Raw genomic sequence first — 18,003 nt, 5'->3', positions numbered from 1 at the left:
GATCCTCTCCTGGGGGTGGATTGTCACCAGCCTGGCGCTTCGGCCACCATGCGAGTTGTCACGCGGGTCTGGCCAGCGCCACCGCAGGCCCCCTGTTCCGGGGGCCCGGCGACGCGCCGGCCGCATGGCAACCTCGTCCCCTGACCGCACGCGACAGCGCGCGCCAACGCATGTCTGCCCACCCGTCCGACCTGTCCCTCGACGTTTCCTCCGACGCTTCTTGCGGCGCACCCGCTGGTGGCGACCCGGCCGCTGCCGCTGCGCGCTGGGCGGCGGTGCGCGCGCTGTTCGAGCGCCTGCTCGATTTGCCGCCGGCCGAGCGCGAGCCGGCGCTGGCCGAGGCCGCAGTGGACGAGGCGATGCGCGCCGAGCTGCTCTCGCTGCTGGCCCACCTGCCCGAGGACGATGGCAGCGCAGGCGACGGCCCCCCGGCCGCCGGCGGGGGCCCGAGCGCGGCACCGGCCCAGGCCGGCTTCCTGGCGCGCCCCGCGGCCATGCTGTCCACCGCCTTTGCCGCCACCGGTCCGGCCGCCGGGGGGGGCACGGGCGACGCGCCCTGGGCCGATGCGGCCGAGGCCGACGGCCAGGACCGCAGCGGCCAACGCCTGGGCGCCTGGCGGATCGCGGGCCTGCTGGGCCGCGGCGGCATGGGCGACGTCTGGCGCGCCCACCGTGCCGACGGTGCCTGGGACGGTGTGGCAGCGATCAAGGTGCTGCGCCGCGGCATGGATTCGCAGGCCGTGCTGGCGCGCTTTGCACAGGAGCAGCGCGCGCTGGCGCGGCTGGACCATCCGCACATCGCCCGCCTGCTGGACGCCGGCCGCACGCCCGACGGCCTGCCCTACTTCGTGATGGAGGCGGTGGACGGCCAGCCGATCGACCGTGCCTGCGCCGGGCAGCCGCTGGCGGCGCGGCTGGGCCTGTTCCTGCAGCTGGCCGACGCGGTCAGCCACGCCCACCGCCAGCTGCTGCTGCACCGCGACCTGAAGCCCAGCAACGTGCTGGTCGACGCGCAGGGCCAGGTCAAGCTGCTGGACTTCGGCATCGCCAAGGCGCTGGATCCGCTGGACGGCCCCGCAGCCGCCGGCGCGGCCGATGCCGCCGAGCCGGCGGCCAGCGCCACGCTGCTGGGCGGGCGCGCGTTCACGCCGCATTACGCCAGCCCCGAGCAGGTGCGCGGCGAGCCGGTGGGCACGGCCACCGACATCTACAGCCTGGGCGTGCTGCTGTACGTGATGCTGACCGGTCGGCGGCCCTACGGCCAGGGCGCCACCACCGCCGCTGCCGCCGCGCGCAGCGTGCTGGACGACGCGCCGCTGCGGCCCAGCGCCACGGCCATCGCGCCATCGGCCGAAGCGACCGACGCAGCCGACACGGCCGACGAAGCCGCCACCCAGGCGCTGCGCCGCCAGCTGCGCGGCGACCTCGACAACATCCTGCTCAAGACGCTGGACAAGGACCCCGCGCAGCGTTACCCCAGCGTGGATGCGCTGGCCGCTGACCTGCGCGCCTGGCTGGGCGGCTTTCCGGTGGCCGCGCGGCCGCTGGGCTGGGGCCGGCGCAGCCTGCGCTTCGTGGCCCGCCACCGCGCCGCCAGTGCCGCCGGCGCGCTGGCGGTGGCGGCCGTGCTGGGCTCCACCGTGCTGGCCTGGCACCAGGCCGACCGCGCCGAGGCCCAGCGTGCGCTGGCCCAGGCGCGCATGGCCCAGGTGCGCCAGCTGGCCAACCAGCTGGTGTTCAAGTACCACGACCAGATCGCCTACCTGCCCGGCGCCACCCGCGTGCGCGAGGCGCTGCTGACCGACGCCGCCGACTTCCTCGACCGCCTGCGCCAGGATGCCGCGGGCGACACCGCGCTGGCCGTGGAGCTGGCCGGCACCTACTACCGCATCAGCAAGCTGCAGGGACTGGACCCGTCGGCCTCGGTGCACACCGGGCGCCACGCCGCTGCCGAGGCCAACCTCGACAAGGCGCTGGCGCTGTCGCGCGGCTATGTCGGCCTGCCCAGCCTGGACATGCCGGCGCTGACCGACGCGGTCAACATGCAGGTCAGCCAGGCCGAGCTGCGCCAGCGCGCCGGCCGCATGGCCGAGGCCGACGCCGCGCTGCGCACCGGCCTGGCCCTGCTGGACCGGGCGCTGGCCCGCGATGCCAGGGACACGCGGGCGCTGACCAGCGCGATCCGCCTGCACGGCGTGCATGCGCGCATCCTGGGCAACCAGACCGGCCTGGCCATGCTGGGCCGCTGGCGCGAGGCCTGCGCCAGCGCCGACCGTTCGCGCGCCGCGGCCGAGGCCACGCTGGCGGCCGACCCGGTCAACGTCTACGTGCCCGACAGCCTGGCCTACGCGCTGCGCGAGCAGGCCTGGTGCCGCCAGCTCGACGGCCGCGCCGACGAGGCGCTGGCCCTGGTGCAGCAGCAGATCCCGCTGCGCGACCGCATGGCCGCGAAGTTTCCCGACGACCTGGATTTCCGCTGGCAGCGCGCGCTGGTGCGGGCCCACCAGGCCGAGCTGCAGTCGGCCCTGGGCCTGCATGCGCAGGCACTGGCCGGGCTGGCGCAGGCCCAGGCGCTGGCGCGCGAGGCGGTGGCGGCCGATGCGGCCAACGTGGCCGGCCAGCAGCGCTGGGTGGCGCTGGCGCTGCTGCAGGCCCGCCTGCTGGCCGCCGCCGGCCAGCCGGCCGCGGCGCGCCCGGTGGTGGAGGCCGTGCTGGCGCGCCTGCCCGTGCCGGCCGGGCCGGTGGCCTTTGCCGAGCGCCATCCGGCGGCCGAGGCCCGGGTGTGGGCGGCGCGGCTGTGGCGCGAGGCCGAGCCGGCGCGGGCGCTGGCCTGGGCGCGCGAGGCCGAGGCGCTGATGCAGGCCGCGGGCGCCGGCGACGACAACGCCGCACGGCGCTGGTGGCAGGCCCAGGCCCAGGGCGAGGCGGCGCTGGCCCTGGCCGCGCTGGGCCGCGGCACCGAGGCGCGCGCGCAGGCCGTGCAGGCGCTGCTCAGCTGGGGGGATGAGGCGTCGACGCCGCCGGCGCTGCGGGCGTCACGGCAGGCGGTGCAGGCCCTGGCCGCAGCGGCGGCGGGCGCCTGAGCGGCCACCGCCGCGGCTTTCGGCCGGACAGCGCCGGCGCAGTTCCGGCGCAGTTCCGGCTCAGTGCCGATTCAGTGCGCCGGCAGCGTCACGCCCAGCGTGCCGGCCAGCCGCAGGGCCGTGTCCTGCAGCAGCGTCACCCGTGACGCCGCGCCGCGCGCCAGGCAGGCGCAGGCATAGGCCCGGTCGGCCTGCATGCGCTCGACATGCACATCCAGTCCGGCACCGGCCATCAGCCACTTGAAGTCGATGATGTCGACCAGCGGCAGGCCTTGGACGTCGGGAGCGGTGAGAACGGACATGGCGGCAATCGTTGTCAGTGCCTCCACGTTAACGGCTCGCCGCGGCTTGTGGCTGACACCTGCCTCTAGATGCCGGTCGCCGGCAGCGCGCAAAGCGTCACGCCCTGGGCGGCAGGCGCCGGGCTGGTGGCTCAGCCTGCGCGCAGGGCGCGCAGCAGCCAGGCGCGGGCGAAGGCCCAGTCGCGCTTGACCGTGGCGCTGCCCACGCCCAGCGCCTGGGCGATCTCGTCGATCTCCAGCCCGCCGAAGAACTTCAGCTCCACCACCTGGGCCGCCCGCGCGTCGGCCTCTGCCAGCGCCAGCAGCGCCTCGTGCACCGCCACCACATCGGCACCCGGCCCACCGGCCACCTGCTCGGCCTCGGCCAGGGTCAGCGGCAGCAGCTGGGCGTCGCGCTTGGCCGCGCGCCGCGCCAGCGCATGGTTGACCAGGATGCGGCGCATCATGATCGACGCCACGCCCAGGAAGTGGCTGCGGCTCTCCCAGCGCGTGCGGGTCTGGCCGCTCAGGCGGAACCAGGCCTCGTGCGCCAGCGCCGTGGCGCTGAGGGTGTGGCCCTCGGCCTCGCGGCGCAGCTGCGCGGCGGCACATTGGCGCAGGTCGTCGTACAGCGCGGCATACAGCCCGTCCACGGCCCCGGCATCGCCGGCGTCGAGCTGCTGCAGCCACTGGTTCAGCGTCGGGCCGTCGGGGGCCGGGGAGGGCGGGGCGGAATCGGACATCGGCGTGATCCTAATGGCCCGGTTTGCCTGCGCTCACTGCAGTGGGCGTCCGTGTTTGCCCGGGCCGCTCCGCCCCGCGTCCCGGTGGGTCGGGGGCCGCCCACCGGCCCGCAGAATGCCGTTGCCGTGAATCCGTCCCCCCCGCCGCCCGATCCCGTGCCGCCTCCGCCATCGCCTGCCCAGCCCGCCGCCCAACCTCCCGGTGGGCCGGACTGGCCGGCGATCAAGGCCGCGTTCGGCCGTCTGGCCGGGCTGGGCCCGGCCGAACGCGCCGCCGGCCTGGCGCCGGCGGCGCTGCAGGCTGCGGGGCTCGGCATCGCCGACGCCGCCGAACTGCAGGCGCTGCTGGCCGCCCACGACGCCGAGCGCGCCACACAGGGCCTGCTCGACGGTGGTGCGGTGCAGGCCCTGGCCGACGACGCGGCCGACGAGGCGCCCGCCGCGCCCGTGGGCGAGCGCCTGGGCGCCTGGGCCGTGGTGCGCGCGCTCGGCGCCGGCGGCATGGGCGAGGTGGTGGAGGTGCAGCGCGCCGACGGCCGCTACCAGGGCCGCGCGGCCGCCAAGCTGCTGCGCCCCGGCCTGTCGGGCGAGGGCGTGCTGCGGCGCTTCGCGCAGGAGCGCCAGGCGCTGGCGCGGCTGGAGCATCCGCACATCGCGCGCCTGCTCGACGCCGGCGCCACCGCCGCCGGCCGGCCTTTTTTCGTGCTGGAGTACGTGGACGGCCAGCCGATCGACCGCGCGCTGGCCGGTCTGCCGCTGCGCCAGCGGGTGCAGGTGTTCCTGCAGCTGGCCGATGCGGTGGCCCACGCCCACCGGCAGCTGCTGGTGCACCGCGACCTGAAGCCCGGCAACGTGCTGGTGGATGCGCGCGGCCAGGTCAAGCTGCTCGATTTCGGCATTGCCAAGGCGCTGGACCCGGCACCGGCCAGCGCGGCCGAGGCCGAGCACACCCAGGCCGGCCAGCGCCCGTTCACGCCGCAGTACGCCAGCCCCGAGCAGGTGCGCGGTGAGCCGGTGGGCACGGCCACCGACATCTACAGCCTGGGCGTGCTGCTGTACCGCCTGCTCACCGGCGTGAACCCCACCGGCCGCGACGCCACCACGCCGGCCGAGGCCGCGCGCCGCGTGCTCGACGAGACGCCCACGCGGCCCAGCAGCCTGTCACCGGCGCTGGTGGACGACCCCGGCTGGCTGGCCACGCGCCGCCACCTGGCGGGCGATCTGGACAACATCCTGCTCAAGGCGCTGGAAAAGGAGCCGGCGCGCCGCTACGCCAGCGTGGACGCGCTGGCCGCCGACCTGCAGGCCTGGCTGGACGGCCGGCCGGTCAGCGCGCGTGCCGCCACCTGGCCCTACCTGGCCAGCCGCTTCGTGCGCCGGCACCGTGCGGCCAGTGCGGCCAGCGCGCTGGCCCTGCTGGCCGTGCTGGGCGGCGCGGGCGTGGCGCTGCACCAGGCACGCCAGGCGGATGCGGCCCGCGCCCGCGCTGAAAGCCACCTGGCCGAGCTGCGCCGCATCAGCCGCGATGTGGTGGTGGCCTACGGCGACGCCATCACCCATGTGCCGGGCGGCGCTGCGCGCAAGATCGAGATGCTGCAGACCACCGCCGCCACGCTGGAGCGCCTGGCCAGCCAGGTGGACGCGCAGGCCGACGCTGGCTTCGCCGCCGATGTGGCCGGTTTGTATGCGCGTCTGGCCGATCTGCTGACCGTGGGCAACCACAACGTCAGCGAGAAACTCGAGGACTCGGCGGCCTATGCGCGCCGCGCCGTGGCGTTGTACAGCCGCGCCGGCGTGGCCGGGGTGCCCGATGCCGACAGCCTGGTGAACTGGGCCCAGGCGCATCAGGCGCTGGCCTCGGCGGCCCAGGCGCGCCGTGACTTCGACGCCGCGCTGCGCGAACTGGCGGCCGGCGAGGCCGTGCTGGCCGGTGGCCAGCAGCGCTGGGCCCGGGCCGAGCCCGCCGTGCGTGGCCGGCTGGTCAGCGCGCGCGGCGCGCTGGCCATGCGCCAGGCCGCGCTGCACTACGGCTGGGGCCAGCCCAACCGCAACGACCCCCCGGCCGCGCTGGCCGCGCTGGACCGTGCCGGCCACTGGTACCTGCAGGCCCTGGGCGACGGCCGCAGCCCCGACATGGAAGACGTGTTCCAGCTGGGCACCGTGGCCGGCGGCCGCGCGCTGGTGCACGCCCGGCTCGAGGCCTGGGACGCGGCGCTGGCCGCCGCGCGCGACAGCATCGCGCAACGCCAGCGGGCACTGGCGCTGGCACCGCACAACCGCACCGTGCAGGGCGCGGTGGCGGCCGACCAGAACCTGCTGGGCGGCCTGAGCCTGAACGTCGGCGACAGCGCCGGCGCGCTGGCCGCCACCGCGCCGGCCTGGGCCACGCTGGCCCGCCTGATCGCCGAGGAGCCGGCGCACACCAACTGGCGCACCAACCAGCAGGCGCTGGCGCTGAACCATGGCCGCGCGCTGCTGGGCCAGGGCCGGGCGGCCGAGGCACTGCCGGTGCTGGGCGTAGCCGAGGCCGCGCTGGCGCCGCTGGTGGCCGGCGGCCAGGCCAATGCCACGCAGCAGCGCCGGCTGGCCCAGGTGCGCCTGGCCCAGGCCCAGGCGCACCACCGCCTGGGCGAGCGCGCGGCGGCGCAGCGCCTGGGCGAGGCCGCGCTGGCGGCGCTGCGCGGCCTGACGCGCGAGCGGCCGACCGACCGCGACGCCTGGCTGGTGCAGGGCGAGGTGGCGTTCCAGCTGGCGGCCTGGCAGGCCGGTGCGGGCGGGGCTGCCGGCGCACGGGCCGCGCGGCCCTGGCAGGACGAGGCGCGCAGCGCCTATGCCCGTGCCGCCGCGCTGCGGCCGCTGACCGCCGAGCACGCCCGGCGCGCGGCCGCCCTGCCGCCGGGCTGAGCCCTGACCCCACCCGCCGCGCGGGCCCCGCCGCCGCGCAGGCCCCCTCGCCCCCCTGCTTGCGGGGGCGGCGGCGCCGCGGTGATCCGCCGGGCGCGCCGACCCGGCGCTGTGGAACAAGCCCGGCGTCTGTGCTTCGTCCGGGTGCCACCTGCCTCGACAGCAAAGGATGTCCCCGATGATCACCACCACCCTGCGCTGCGCGGCCCTGGCCGCCAGCCTGCTGCCCGGCCTGGCCCTGGCCACCGGCCCGGTGTCGCTGACCGACCAGCCCGGCGTCAGCGCCACGGCCAGCAGCTGCTTCCAGTCCGCCGACTGCGCCGCCGGCCGCTGGTCGGCCGCCAACGTCTTCGACAACCTGGCCTACGTGGCCGGCATCGGCGGCAACGCCTGGAACGCCGGCACCTGGGCCAGCGCGCTGGCACCGGCCTGGGTGCGTGTGGACCTGGGCCGCCTGGCGCAGATCGACAGCGTGGTGCTGCGCTTCACCGACAACCAGGGCGGCTGGAACGGCTACGAGAACCTCTACGAACTGCGCGGCAGCGCCGACGGCCAGGCCTGGCAGCTGCTGGGCAGCGGCGCGCTGGTCGACATCACCGGCAACGCCGACGCCCTGACCGACACCTACCAGTGGGCCAGCGGCGCCCAGCCCACGCTGCGCCTGCTGGAGTACCGCGTGGTCGGCGGCCGCCACTGGGCCGCGCTGGACGAGATGGACGTGACGGGCACCGCCGTCAGCGCCGTGCCCGAGCCCGGCGCCTGGGCGCTGATGGCCGCCGGCCTGGGCCTGCTGGGTCTGCGGGCACAGCGCTCAAGACTGGCGCGCGCCGGCCGATAAGCAGGCTGAATCCACGCAGCACGCCTTGGGCAGTTCACGGGGGGCGAGCACCCGACGGAGCTGGCCCATGTCCCTCGCGAACACCCTGCAGCAGTACGTCCTCCACGGCTTCTGCCTGTCGTGGAACCCGCCCCTGCTGCTGCTGCACGTGGCGTCCGACGGCATCATCGCGCTGGCCTACGCCACCATCCCGGTGATGCTGATCCGGCTGGTGCGGCAGCGCAAGGACCTGCAGTTCAGCTGGGTGTTCGTGCTGTTCGGGGCCTTCATCCTGGCCTGTGGCGCCACCCACGCCATGGGGCTGTGGACGGTGTGGAACCCCGACTACCTGGCCGCCGGCCTGGTGAAGGCCTTCACCGCCCTGGTCTCGGTGGGCACCGCGCTGGCGCTGTGGCCGCTGATCCCCAAGGCCATCGCGCTGCCCGGCCCGGCGCAGTGGGAGGCCGTGCACCAGGACCTGCGCCGCCAGGTCGACGAACGCCACCGCGCCGAAACCCAGGTGCGCCTGCTCAATGCCGGGCTGGAGGCGCGCGTGCGCGAGCGCACCGCCGAGCTGGAGCAGGCCAACCAGCGCCTGTCGCTGCTGCACGCCGAGCTGGAGCAGCGCGTCAAGGACCGCACGCGCGAGCTCGAGGCCGCCCAGGCCGCGCTGGTGGACAGCGCGCGCCAGGCCGGCATGGCCGAGATCGCCACCAACGTGCTGCACAACGTGGGCAATGTGCTCAACAGCCTGAACGTGTCCACCGGCCTGCTGGCGCAGCGGCTGCGCCAGTCCAAGCTGCCGGGGCTGGGCAAGTCGGTGGACATGCTGGCGGCCCAGGCGGCCGACCTGCCGCGCTTCTTCGCCGAGGATCCCAAGGCGCGCATGCTGCCCGACTACCTGGGCCGGCTGAATGCCGCGCTGCAGCAGGAGCAGCGCGAGGCGCAGACCGAGCTGGATCAGATGTCGCGCAGCATCGACCACCTGAAGGACATCGTCGCCACGCAGCAGACCTATGCCGGCGCGCGGCAGATGGTGGCCCTGGCCCGCGTGCAGGACCTGGTGGACGACGCGCTGCGCATGAACGCCGGGGCGCTGTCGCGCCACCACATCACGGTGGAGAAGGTCATCGCCGACCTGCCCGAGCTGCCGCTGGACCGCCACCGCGTGCTGCAGATCCTGGTCAACCTGATCGGCAATGCCAAGCAGGCCATGGACGCCGCCGAGGCCCGCGGCCACAGCCTGCGCATCGCCGCCGCGCTGGACGACGAGGGCCGGCTGCAGCTGTCGGTGCAGGACCAGGGCGACGGCATCGCGCCCGAGAACCTGCAGCGCATTTTCCTGCACGGCTTCACCACCCGCGCCGACGGCCACGGCTTCGGCCTGCACAGCTGCATCCTGGCGGCGCGCGAGATGGGTGGCGAGCTGCGCGTGCACAGCGACGGCGTGGGCCACGGCGCCACCTTCACGCTGGTGCTGCCGGTGCAGGGCGTGGAGGTGGGGCGATGAAGCATGCCGCGCATGAACTCGGCTGGGTGCAGGCCGTCGCCGGCGCCGCGCCGCGCATCCTGCTGGTGGATGACATGGCGGCCATCCACGACGACTTCCGCAAGATCCTGGGCGGCACGCCGCCGGTCGACGCCGGCCTGGACGACCTGGAGGCGGCGCTGTTCGAGTCCGCGCCCTCGCGTGCCGGGCCGTCCGCCGCACCGGGCTTCGAACTCGACTCGGCCTACCAGGGCAGCGAGGCGCTGGTGCGTGTGCGCACCGCGGCGGAGGCCGGCCGGCCCTATGCGCTGGCCTTCGTGGACATGCGCATGCCGCCGGGCTGGGACGGCGTGCAGACCATCGAGCAGCTGTGGCGCGTCGATCCCGCGCTGCAGGTGGTGATCTGCACCGCGTACTCCGACTACGCGTGGGAAGAGGTGCTGGACCGCCTGGACGCCAAGCACCGGCTGATGATCCTGAAGAAGCCCTTCGACGCCATCGAGGTGTCGCAACTGGCGCACACGCTGTGCGCCAAGTGGCAGGCCGACCACGCGGTAGCCCGCCACACCGAGGCGCTGGAGCGCGAGGTGCAGCTGCGCCTGGGCGAGCTGCGCGAGGCGAACCAGCAGCTGCAGCAGGAGCTGGCCGAACGCCAGCGCCGCGAGGCCGACCTGCAGCTGGCGGCCAGCGTGTTCCACAACGCGCTCAACGGCATCGTCGTCACTGACGAGCGCGCGCGCATCGTCTCGGTGAACCCGGCCTTCACCCGGCTGACCGGCTACGAGCCGCACGAGGCCGTGGGCCAGACGCTGCGCCTGCTGCGCACCGAAGCCGACCGCGCCAGCCGTGCCGACGACCTGTACCACCAGCTGTGGTTGCAGCTGCTGGCCACCGGTGAGTGGAGCGGCGAGCTGTGGAGCCAGCGCAAGGACGGCAGCCGCTTTTGCGAGTGGCTGAGCCTGAACCGCGTGCCGGTGCCGCCGGGCCAGCCCCGGCGCTTCGTGGGCCTGATGGCCGACGTGACCGAGCAGCGCCGGCAGCAGGACAGCTGGCGCCAGCAGGCGCTGCACGATCCGCTCACCGGCCTGGCCAACCGCGCCCACCTGCACGGGCGGGTGGACGAGGCCCTGCTGCGCGCGCAGCGCGGTGGCGCCGGCTGCTGCCTGCTGTTCCTCGACCTCGACCGCTTCAAGCCCATCAACGACCGACTGGGCCACGACGTGGGCGACGCCCTGCTGCGCGAGGTGGCCGAGCGCCTGAAGGCGCTGATCCGCCACGACGACCTGGCGGCTCGGCTGGGCGGCGACGAGTTCGTGCTGCTGCTGGACGGCGCCGAGCCGGCCGACTGCGGCGAGCGCGTGGCCGACCGCGTGCTGGCCAGCCTGGCGCTGCCGGTGCAGGTGGGCGAGCACAGCCTGCAGATCGGCGTGTCCGTGGGCATCGCCTATGGCCCGCTGGACGGCGCCGACCGCGACACGCTGATGAAGCAGGCCGACGCGGCGATGTACCTGGCCAAGGCGCGCGGGCGCCAGTGCTGGCACCGCCACGGCGCGGCGCCCGCCGGCCCGGCCGACCCCGCGGCGTCGATCTGAACGCGGCCGCGGGGCCGCCTCAGGCCGCCGTCACTTGCGGCCGTCGGCCTGGGCGCGGCGGTTCTTCACCGCGTCGCTCAGCACCTGCAGCACGGTCATCGAGTCGTCCCAGCCGATGCAGGCGTCGGTGATGCTCTGGCCGTAGGCCAGCTTGGCCACGTCGTCCTTGCCCGGGGTGAACTTCTGCGCGCCGGGGTTCAGGTGGCTTTCCACCATCACGCCGAAGATGCTGCGGTTGCCGGCGGCCATCTGCGCCGCGATGTCGCGCGCCACGTCCACCTGCCGCTCATGCTGCTTGCTGCTGTTGGCGTGGCTGCAGTCGACCATCAGCTTCTCCGGCAGCTTGGCGGTGGCCAGTTCGGCGCAGGCCGCGGCCACGTGCTCGGCGTCGTAGTTCGGCTTCTTGCCGCCGCGCAGGATGACGTGGCAGTCCTTGTTGCCCTTGGTCTGCACGATGGCCACCTGGCCGTTCTTGTGCACCGACATGAAGTGGTGCGGCCGGCTGGCGGCCTGGATGGCGTCTGTGGCGATCTTCAGGTTGCCGTCGGTGCCGTTCTTGAAGCCGATGGGTGCCGAAAGACCCGAGGCCAGTTCGCGGTGCACCTGGCTTTCGGTGGTGCGTGCGCCGATGGCGCCCCAGCTGATCAGGTCGCCGATGTACTGCGGGCTGATCACGTCGAGGAACTCGCTGCCCGCCGGCAGGCCCAGGCGGTTGATCTCCACCAGCAGCTGGCGCGCGATGCGCAGGCCTTCGTGGATGCGGTAGCTCTCGTCGAGGTAGGGGTCGTTGATCAGGCCCTTCCAGCCCACCGTGGTGCGCGGCTTCTCGAAGTACACGCGCATCACGATCTCCAGCGTGTCCTTGTACTTCTCGCGCTCCACCTTCAGCTTGCGCGCGTACTCTAGCGCCGCGGCCGGGTCATGGATCGAGCAGGGGCCGATGACGACCAGCAGGCGGTCGTCCTTGCCCTCGAGCTGCTTGCGGATGGTGCGGCGGGTGTCGGCGATCAGCGTCTCCACCGGCGTGCCGGCGATCGGGAAAAAGCGGATCAGGTGCTCGGGCGGCGGCAAGGGCGTCACCTCGTGGATGCGTTGGTCGTCGGTCTGGCTGGTCTTCTCGCTGAGCGAATAGCCATAGCCCGCTTCCGTGCTGGCGTGGCTGCTGGGGGACTTCGGGGCCATGGGGAACTCCTGTGGATGGACGAAAAAAAACCGCCGGGGCTTCCGGCGGTTTTCTGGGTGTTCGGTCTGCTTGCTTTACGCGCGCTTGCCTCTCCAGCCGCCGGTCAGGGGCGAGAACCAAAAGTAGGCAAAGAAAAATCGCGAGGCGCGCATGGACGGCGAATGTAGCACGCAGCCGCTGACGCGGCCATGACACCTGGGCGACGCGACGCGGCTCAGAAGAACTCGACCGCGCCCACCGCCGCCTCGCCCGCCGTGCTGGCCGCCGGGGCCTGGTGGGCCAGCGTGCGGTTGCGGCCCGCCTGCTTGGCCGCGTACACCGCCTGGTCGGCGCGCTCGAAGGCGCTGCTGGGCGTGTCGTCGGGGTCGACGGCGGTGAAGCCCACGCTGACCGTCAGCCGGCGCACCTGGGGAAAGTCGTGCGCCTCGATGCCGCTGCGCAGCCGCTCGAAGGCCGCGAAGGCGTGCGACTCGTCGGGCGCGCTGAGGAGCACCACGAACTCCTCACCGCCGAAGCGGTACAGCCGGTCGCCCAGGCGGCAGGTGCTGCGCATCAGCTGCGCGGTGAGCAGCAGCACCTCGTCGCCGATCAGGTGGCCGTGGGTGTCGTTCACGCGCTTGAAGTGGTCGATGTCGACCAGGCCCAGCCACCAGCGGTGGCCCTGGCCCGGCCGCGTGCCGCCCAGCTGGCCCTGTGCCGCGCGCACGAAGCTCTCGTCGAAGGTCTTGCGGTTGAGCAGGCCGGTCAGGCCATCGCGCTCGTTCTCGTCGATCAGCCCGCGCAGCTGGCGGTAGAAGCGCAGCAGGCTGGCCACCATGCGCAGCTGCCCCGGCGCCAGCGCCTGGTGCTGGGCGAATTCGATGACGCCCGGCGTGGGCACGCCGCAGGCCTCGGTCAGCGGCTGCAGCCAGCGGAAGCCCGGGCGGGGCAGCGGGCACGCCTGCTGGCTGGTCAGGCAGCTCAGCCAGTGCGGTCGGTCCTCGCGCAGCGGCAGGCTGCCGCATTCGGGCCGCGCGCAGGGTGACAGCAGGGGGCAGGCCTGGCTGGCGGGGCTGGCGGCCACATCGGGTGGCACGGCCATCGCGGTGGTCAGCCAGCGCTGCTGGCTGCCATCGTGCACCAGGCGGTGGATGGCCACCCCGTCACACTGCATCAGGTCACGCGCCAGCTCCGCCAGGGCGGTGTCCAGCACATCGGCGTCGCGAAGGCGTGTCAGCGACGTCAGGTGGTCGATCAACTCGGACATGCGGGTGGACTGCAACAGCAACAACATGGCACGCCGAAGGCGCACCTGAAGTCAATGTCGGCCGTCCGGCGCTGGCGCTTGAGAGCCGCTGCCTGTGACCGTTGGCACGATCCGGCCCGCCCGTGCGGGCCGGGCCGCTCAGGCCGTGCCGCCGACGGTCAGGCCGTCGATGCGCAGCGTGGGCTGGCCCACGCCCACCGGCACGCTCTGGCCTTCCTTGCCGCACACGCCCACGCCGGTGTCGAGCTGCAGGTCGTTGCCGATCATGCTGACGCGGGTGAGCGCGTCGGGGCCGTTGCCGATGATCGTGGCGCCCTTCACCGGGTAGAGGATCTTGCCGTTCTCGACCCAGTAGGCCTCGCTGGCCGAGAACACGAACTTGCCGCTGGTGATGTCGACCTGGCCGCCGCCGAAGTTGGTGGCGTACAGCCCGCGCTTGATGCTGGCCACGATCTCGTCCTTGGTCTTGTCGCCGGCCAGCATGTAGGTGTTGGTCATGCGCGGCATCGGCACATGGGCGTAGCTCTCGCGGCGGCCGTTGCCGGTGGGCTTCACGCCCATCAGGCGGGCGTTCATGCTGTCCTGGATGTAGCCCTTGAGGATGCCGTCCTCGATCAGCACGTTGCGCTGGCTGGCGTGGCCCTCGTCGTCGACGTTCAGGCTGCCGCGGCGGTCGGGGAGGGTGCCGTCATCGAGCACGGTGACGCCCTTGGCCGCCACGCGCTGGCCGATCTTGCCGCTGAAGGCGCTGCTGCCCTTGCGGTTGAAGTCGCCTTCCAGGCCGTGGCCCACGGCCTCGTGCAGCAGCACGCCGGGCCAGCCCGGGCCCAGCACCACGGTCATGTGGCCGGCCGGGGCGGGGCGCGATTCGAGGTTGGTGAGCGCGGCGTTCACCGCCTGGTCGACGTACTGCGCCAGCAGGTCGTCCTGGAAGTAGCCCAGGCCGTAGCGGCCACCGCCGCCGCCCGAGCCGATCTCGCGCCGGCCGTTGCTCTCGGCGATCACGGTGACCGACAGGCGCACCAGCGGGCGCACGTCCGCCGCGCGCGTGCCGTCGGCACGGGCCACCAGCACCACGTCGTACTCGGCCGCCACGCCGGCCATCACCTGCACCACGCGCGGATCACGCGCGCGGGCCATGCGTTCCACCTTCTCCAGCAGCGCCACCTTCTGCGCGCTGTCCAGCGTGCCGATGGGGTCCGTCGTCGGGTACAGCGCGCGGCTGGCGGCCACCTTGGCGGCGCGGCCCACCTTGATGCGCTTGCTCTGGCCGGCGGCGGCGATCGAGCGCACGGTGCGCGCGGCGTCCAGGAGGCTGGCCTCGGAAATGTCGTCGCTGTAGGCGAAGGCGGTCTTCTCGCCGGCCACGGCGCGCACGCCCACGCCCTGGTCGATGCCAAAGCTGCCGCTCTTGACGATGCCTTCCTCCAGGCTCCAGCCCTCGTGGCGGGTGATCTGGAAGTAGAGGTCCGCGTCGTCGATGCGGTGCTGGCCGATGACGGCAAGTGCATTCGCGATCTTGGCCTCGTCGAGGCCGAAGGGATCGATCAGCAGCTGCTGCGCGGTGGCTAGCCGCTCGAGGGTGGGTTCGCGCGAGATCATCGGTCCATTCTAGGAGCGGGCGGGTTCCTGCGCTGGCCGCGGGCCGGGCGGGCTGGCTGTTGCCGATTCACACAACTTTGCGAACGGCGGCGTGCACGCGGGCCGACAGCCTGGCGTTGAGTCTGAGCCACCGGGCCCGGACGGCAAAGGATGAAGAAGCCAGGCGCTCAGCATGCCCGCTGCGCGCCATTGCGAAACCCCAAGACGAAGGTCCGACGCCATGCATTCCGCCCTGAAGCTCTCGCTGTCCACCCTGGCCCTGGCCGTCACCGCGCTGGCGGCACCGGTCCACGCCCAGCCCGCGGCGGCCCCCGGCGCCACCGCCGCCTCCGGCAGCACCGCGACGCCGCGGGTTGACCGCCGCGAGGCCCGCCAGCAGGCCCGCATCGCCCAGGGTGCTGCCTCGGGCGCGCTCACCGGCCGTGAAGCCCGCCGCCTGGAGCGCGAGCAAGCCGCCATCGGCAAGGCCGAGGACAAGGCCAAGGCCGATGGCAGCGTCACGCCGCAGGAGCGCCACCGCCTGGCGCACCTGCAGAACCGCGCCAGCCGCGACATCCACCACCAGAAGCACGATCGCCAGACCGCGCCGGGTGCTGCCAGCGCGCCGAAGTGATCGGCCCCCGGCGGATGGTCCGAGGTGCGCCCTTCAATCAATTGATTGACTGAGGCAAGTAAATGATTGACGATGGCATGCATGCCGTCGCCCAATCCCCAAGCTTCCGCCGTCGATGCGACCGCGATCGACGCGATCCGCCGCTTCAACCGCTTCTACACCCAGCGCGCTGGCGTGCTGGCGCCCTACCTGGGCAGCGAATTCACGCTGACCGAGGTGCGCGTGCTGTACGAGTTGGCGCACCGCGAGGCGCCGGTGGCCAGCGAGCTGGCACGCGTGCTGGGGCTGGACGGCGGCTACCTCAGCCGGGTGCTCAAGCGCTTCGAGCAGGCCGGCTGGCTGCGGCGCCAGCCCAGCCCCACCGACGCCCGCCAGAGCCTGCTGGCGCTGACCGAGGCCGGCCAGGCCGTGTTCGCGCCGCTGCAGCAGAAGTCGTGCGACGAGGCGGCGGCGCTGCTGGCGCCCTTGCCGCCGCCCGACCGTGCGGCCCTGGTGCAGGCGATGGGCCGCATCGAGGGCCTGCTCGACCCCGCCAGCCGCGCGCCCACCCGCACCGTGCTGCTGCGCGAGCCCGCGCCGGGCGATCTGGGCTGGGTGGTGCAGCAGCATGGCGAGCTGTACGCGCGTGAGTACGGCTGGGACGCGCGCTTCGAGGGCCTGGTGGCCGGCATCGTGGCCGACTACGTGCGCCAGTTCCAGCCCGGCGTCGAGCGCTGCTGGATCGCCGAGCTGGACGGCCAGCGCGTGGGTTCGGTGTTCGTCGTGCGCCAGTCGGCCACGACCGCCAAGCTGCGCCTGTTGCTGCTGCGCCCCGAGGCGCGCGGCCTGGGCCTGGGTGGCCGGCTCACCGACGAGTGCATCGCCTTCGCGCGCCGCGCCGGCTACCGCGAGATGGTGCTGTGGACGCAGAGCTGCCTGGTGGCGGCGCGCGGCATCTATGCCAGCCGCGGCTTCGAGTGCACCGGCAGCGAGCCGCATGCCGAGTTCGGCGTGCCGCTGGTGTCCGAGACCTGGCGGCTGGCGCTGGACTGACGGGCGCTCAGGCCCCGGGCGGCGTGGCGGCGTCCGTGCCGTTGTCGGCCACGTCCTCGCCCTCGGCCTCATCGCGCAGCGCCAGCGCACGCTGGTACAGCGCGTTGCGCGGCGTGCCGGTGGCCTCGGCGGTCAGCGCCACGGCCTGCTTCAGCGGCAGGGCCTGCAGCAGCGGGGCCAGCAGCTTTTCCACCGCGGCGGGCACGGCCGCCTCGGCCTCGCCATCCGCTGCTGCCAGCGCATGCAGCACCAGCACGAACTCGCCACGCTCGCGGTGGGCGTCTTCGGCCAGCCAGGCGGGCAGGGCGGCGGCGGGCCGGGTGACGATGGTCTCGAATTGCTTGGTCAGCTCGCGCGCCAGCGTCACCGGGCGCTGCGGCAGGGCCTCGGCCAGCTCGCGCGCCAGCGTGGCGATGCGGTGCGGTGCCTCGAACAGCACCTGGCAGCGTGCATCGGCGGCCAGCGCCTGCAGCGCGGCGCGGCGCTCGCCGCCCTTGGCGGGCAGGAAGCCGACGAAGGTGTAGCCCTGGGCCACCGTGTCGCCGGCGGCGCTGAGCGCGGCGGTGGCGCTGCTGGCGCCGGGCAGCGGCAGCACGCGGTAGCCGGCCTCGGCCACGGCGGCCACCAGCACCGCGCCGGGGTCGCTGACGGCCGGCGTGCCGGCATCGCTGGCATAGGCCACGCGCTCGCCGGCGGCCAGGCGTGCGATCACGCCCTGCGCAGCGGCGCGCTCGTTGTGCTGGTGCAGTGGCAGCAGCGGCTTGTCCAGCCCCAGGTGGCGTAGCAGGCCGCCGGTGACGCGGGTGTCCTCGCAGGCCACGGCGTCCACCAGGCCCAGCACGTGCAGCGCGCGCAGCGTGATGTCGGCCAGGTTGCCGATCGGCGTGGCCACCACGTACAGTGCCCCGGCGGGGTACTGCTGGCTGCCGGCCGCGGCGGCGGCGGCCTGGCGGAGCAGGGTGGCGTCGATGTTCAAGGCAGCAGGCCGGGACGGCGGATCAGGCGGAAGCGGGGGGCGCACCACCAAGGCGGTGGGCGACGAGGCCGAGGCGCGGGCGCTGGCCTATCTGCAGGCCCAGGGCCTGGCGCTGGTGGCGCGCAATTATCGGCTGGCCGGTGGCCCGCGCCAGCGTGGCGCCGAGATCGACCTGATCTGCCGCGAGCGCGACGGCACCCTGGTGTTCGTGGAGGTGCGTGCGCGGCGCGGCAGCGGCCACGGTGGCGCGGCGGCCAGCGTGGGCTTTGCCAAGCAGCAGCGCATCGTGCGCGCCGCGCAGCACTTCCTGCTGCGCTTCGACCGCCTGCCGCCCTGCCGCTTCGACGTGGTGGCCATCGACGGCGGCCAGGTCAGCTGGCTGCGCGGGGCGTTCGACGCCTGAGCGGGCTTGGCGGGCAGGCTTGACCGGGCGGCAACGGCC

At 74.1% G+C, this 18,003-nt stretch carries 14 protein-coding genes; 8 read left to right on the top strand and 6 right to left on the bottom strand.

Going from position 1 to position 18,003, the window contains the following annotated elements; genetic code table 11:
* Window positions 1–170 precede the first annotated feature (170 nt).
* The gene (locus AACH10_RS16260; RefSeq protein ID WP_341411503.1) at window positions 171–3,083 is read left to right on the top strand and encodes a serine/threonine-protein kinase; all 2,913 of its coding nucleotides are present in this window, start codon (window positions 171–173) and stop codon (window positions 3,081–3,083) included.
* Window positions 3,084–3,154: 71 nt separating this feature from the next.
* Here AACH10_RS16260 and AACH10_RS16255 read toward each other — a convergent pair whose 3' ends face one another.
* Both AACH10_RS16255 and AACH10_RS16250 read right to left on the bottom strand, forming a co-directional pair.
* Complete coding sequence (locus AACH10_RS16255) at window positions 3,155–3,385, bottom strand: hypothetical protein (protein WP_341411502.1); 231 nt, start codon at window positions 3,383–3,385, stop codon at window positions 3,155–3,157.
* Window positions 3,386–3,516: 131 nt separating this feature from the next.
* Window positions 3,517–4,107: an ECF-type sigma factor gene (locus AACH10_RS16250; RefSeq protein ID WP_341411501.1), complete on the bottom strand. Its 591-nt coding sequence runs from the start codon at window positions 4,105–4,107 to the stop codon at window positions 3,517–3,519.
* Window positions 4,108–4,233: 126 nt separating this feature from the next.
* On the opposite strand from AACH10_RS16250, the gene AACH10_RS16245 reads away from it, so the two are divergent.
* The 4 genes from AACH10_RS16245 to AACH10_RS16230 all read left to right on the top strand — a co-directional run bounded on the left by AACH10_RS16245 (window position 4,234) and on the right by AACH10_RS16230 (window position 10,909).
* Window positions 4,234–7,011, top strand: coding sequence for a serine/threonine-protein kinase (locus AACH10_RS16245; RefSeq protein ID WP_341411500.1), 2,778 nt, complete (start codon window positions 4,234–4,236; stop codon window positions 7,009–7,011).
* Window positions 7,012–7,189: 178 nt separating this feature from the next.
* Window positions 7,190–7,849: a discoidin domain-containing protein gene (locus tag AACH10_RS16240; RefSeq protein ID WP_341411499.1), complete on the top strand. Its 660-nt coding sequence runs from the start codon at window positions 7,190–7,192 to the stop codon at window positions 7,847–7,849.
* Window positions 7,850–7,916: 67 nt separating this feature from the next.
* Window positions 7,917–9,338 carry a sensor histidine kinase gene (locus AACH10_RS16235; RefSeq protein WP_341411498.1) on the top strand — a complete coding sequence of 474 codons (1,422 nt, stop codon included), beginning with the start codon at window positions 7,917–7,919 and terminating at the stop codon, window positions 9,336–9,338.
* Window positions 9,335–10,909 carry a two-component system response regulator gene (locus AACH10_RS16230; RefSeq protein ID WP_341411497.1) on the top strand — a complete coding sequence of 525 codons (1,575 nt, stop codon included), beginning with the start codon at window positions 9,335–9,337 and terminating at the stop codon, window positions 10,907–10,909. Before AACH10_RS16235 ends, AACH10_RS16230 begins: the two co-directional genes overlap by 4 nt.
* Window positions 10,910–10,939: 30 nt before the next feature.
* On the opposite strand, the gene AACH10_RS16225 is transcribed toward AACH10_RS16230, so the two are convergent.
* From AACH10_RS16225 to tldD, 3 genes are all read right to left on the bottom strand, one after another.
* Window positions 10,940–12,091, bottom strand: a complete 1,152-nt coding sequence (locus AACH10_RS16225; protein WP_341411496.1) for a 3-deoxy-7-phosphoheptulonate synthase — start codon at window positions 12,089–12,091, stop codon at window positions 10,940–10,942.
* A gap of 215 nt (window positions 12,092–12,306) precedes the next feature.
* Complete coding sequence (locus AACH10_RS16220) at window positions 12,307–13,338, bottom strand: GGDEF domain-containing protein (protein WP_341411495.1); 1,032 nt, start codon at window positions 13,336–13,338, stop codon at window positions 12,307–12,309.
* 138 nt (window positions 13,339–13,476) lie between these two features.
* Complete coding sequence (gene tldD, locus AACH10_RS16215) at window positions 13,477–14,940, bottom strand: metalloprotease TldD (RefSeq protein WP_341411494.1); 1,464 nt, start codon at window positions 14,938–14,940, stop codon at window positions 13,477–13,479.
* Window positions 14,941–15,160: 220 nt separating this feature from the next.
* On the opposite strand from tldD, the gene AACH10_RS16210 reads away from it, so the two are divergent.
* Together AACH10_RS16210 and AACH10_RS16205 are read left to right on the top strand one after the other, a co-directional pair.
* Complete coding sequence (locus AACH10_RS16210) at window positions 15,161–15,553, top strand: hypothetical protein (protein ID WP_341411493.1); 393 nt, start codon at window positions 15,161–15,163, stop codon at window positions 15,551–15,553.
* Window positions 15,554–15,625: 72 nt separating this feature from the next.
* Window positions 15,626–16,585 carry a bifunctional helix-turn-helix transcriptional regulator/GNAT family N-acetyltransferase gene (locus tag AACH10_RS16205; RefSeq protein WP_341411492.1) on the top strand — a complete coding sequence of 320 codons (960 nt, stop codon included), beginning with the start codon at window positions 15,626–15,628 and terminating at the stop codon, window positions 16,583–16,585.
* Window positions 16,586–16,592: 7 nt separating this feature from the next.
* Here the strand turns inward: AACH10_RS16205 and rsmI are convergent, their stop codons facing one another.
* Window positions 16,593–17,561, bottom strand: coding sequence for a 16S rRNA (cytidine(1402)-2'-O)-methyltransferase (gene rsmI, locus AACH10_RS16200; protein ID WP_341411491.1), 969 nt, complete (start codon window positions 17,559–17,561; stop codon window positions 16,593–16,595).
* On the opposite strand from rsmI, the gene AACH10_RS16195 reads away from it, so the two are divergent.
* A complete protein-coding gene (locus AACH10_RS16195; protein WP_341411490.1) occupies window positions 17,554–17,964 on the top strand; it encodes a YraN family protein in 411 nt (136 codons plus the stop codon). The two genes, rsmI and AACH10_RS16195, sit on opposite strands and share 8 nt — an antisense overlap.
* Window positions 17,965–18,003: the final 39 nt, after the last annotated feature.

This window comes from Pseudaquabacterium inlustre (genome assembly GCF_038066595.1).
GTDB classification, from domain to species: Bacteria; Pseudomonadota; Gammaproteobacteria; order Burkholderiales; family Burkholderiaceae_C; genus Pseudaquabacterium; species Pseudaquabacterium inlustre.
This window is presented reverse-complemented; position numbering and strand designations above follow the sequence as displayed.

Excerpts from the sequence above, each read along its gene's own strand:
- tldD (WP_341411494.1), bottom strand. The coding sequence starts at position 14,940 with ATGATCTCGCGCGAACCCACCCTCGAGCGGCTAGCCACCGCGCAGCAG.
- AACH10_RS16210 (WP_341411493.1), top strand. The coding sequence starts at position 15,161 with ATGCATTCCGCCCTGAAGCTCTCGCTGTCCACCCTGGCCCTGGCCGTC.
- AACH10_RS16230 (WP_341411497.1), top strand. The coding sequence starts at position 9,335 with ATGAAGCATGCCGCGCATGAACTCGGCTGGGTGCAGGCCGTCGCCGGC.
- AACH10_RS16225 (WP_341411496.1), bottom strand. The coding sequence starts at position 12,091 with ATGGCCCCGAAGTCCCCCAGCAGCCACGCCAGCACGGAAGCGGGCTAT.
- AACH10_RS16195 (WP_341411490.1), top strand. The coding sequence starts at position 17,554 with ATGTTCAAGGCAGCAGGCCGGGACGGCGGATCAGGCGGAAGCGGGGGG.
- AACH10_RS16235 (WP_341411498.1), top strand. The coding sequence starts at position 7,917 with ATGTCCCTCGCGAACACCCTGCAGCAGTACGTCCTCCACGGCTTCTGC.
- AACH10_RS16240 (WP_341411499.1), top strand. The coding sequence starts at position 7,190 with ATGATCACCACCACCCTGCGCTGCGCGGCCCTGGCCGCCAGCCTGCTG.
- AACH10_RS16255 (WP_341411502.1), bottom strand. The coding sequence starts at position 3,385 with ATGTCCGTTCTCACCGCTCCCGACGTCCAAGGCCTGCCGCTGGTCGAC.
- AACH10_RS16260 (WP_341411503.1), top strand. The coding sequence starts at position 171 with ATGTCTGCCCACCCGTCCGACCTGTCCCTCGACGTTTCCTCCGACGCT.
- AACH10_RS16250 (WP_341411501.1), bottom strand. The coding sequence starts at position 4,107 with ATGTCCGATTCCGCCCCGCCCTCCCCGGCCCCCGACGGCCCGACGCTG.
- AACH10_RS16205 (WP_341411492.1), top strand. The coding sequence starts at position 15,626 with ATGGCATGCATGCCGTCGCCCAATCCCCAAGCTTCCGCCGTCGATGCG.
- AACH10_RS16220 (WP_341411495.1), bottom strand. The coding sequence starts at position 13,338 with ATGTCCGAGTTGATCGACCACCTGACGTCGCTGACACGCCTTCGCGAC.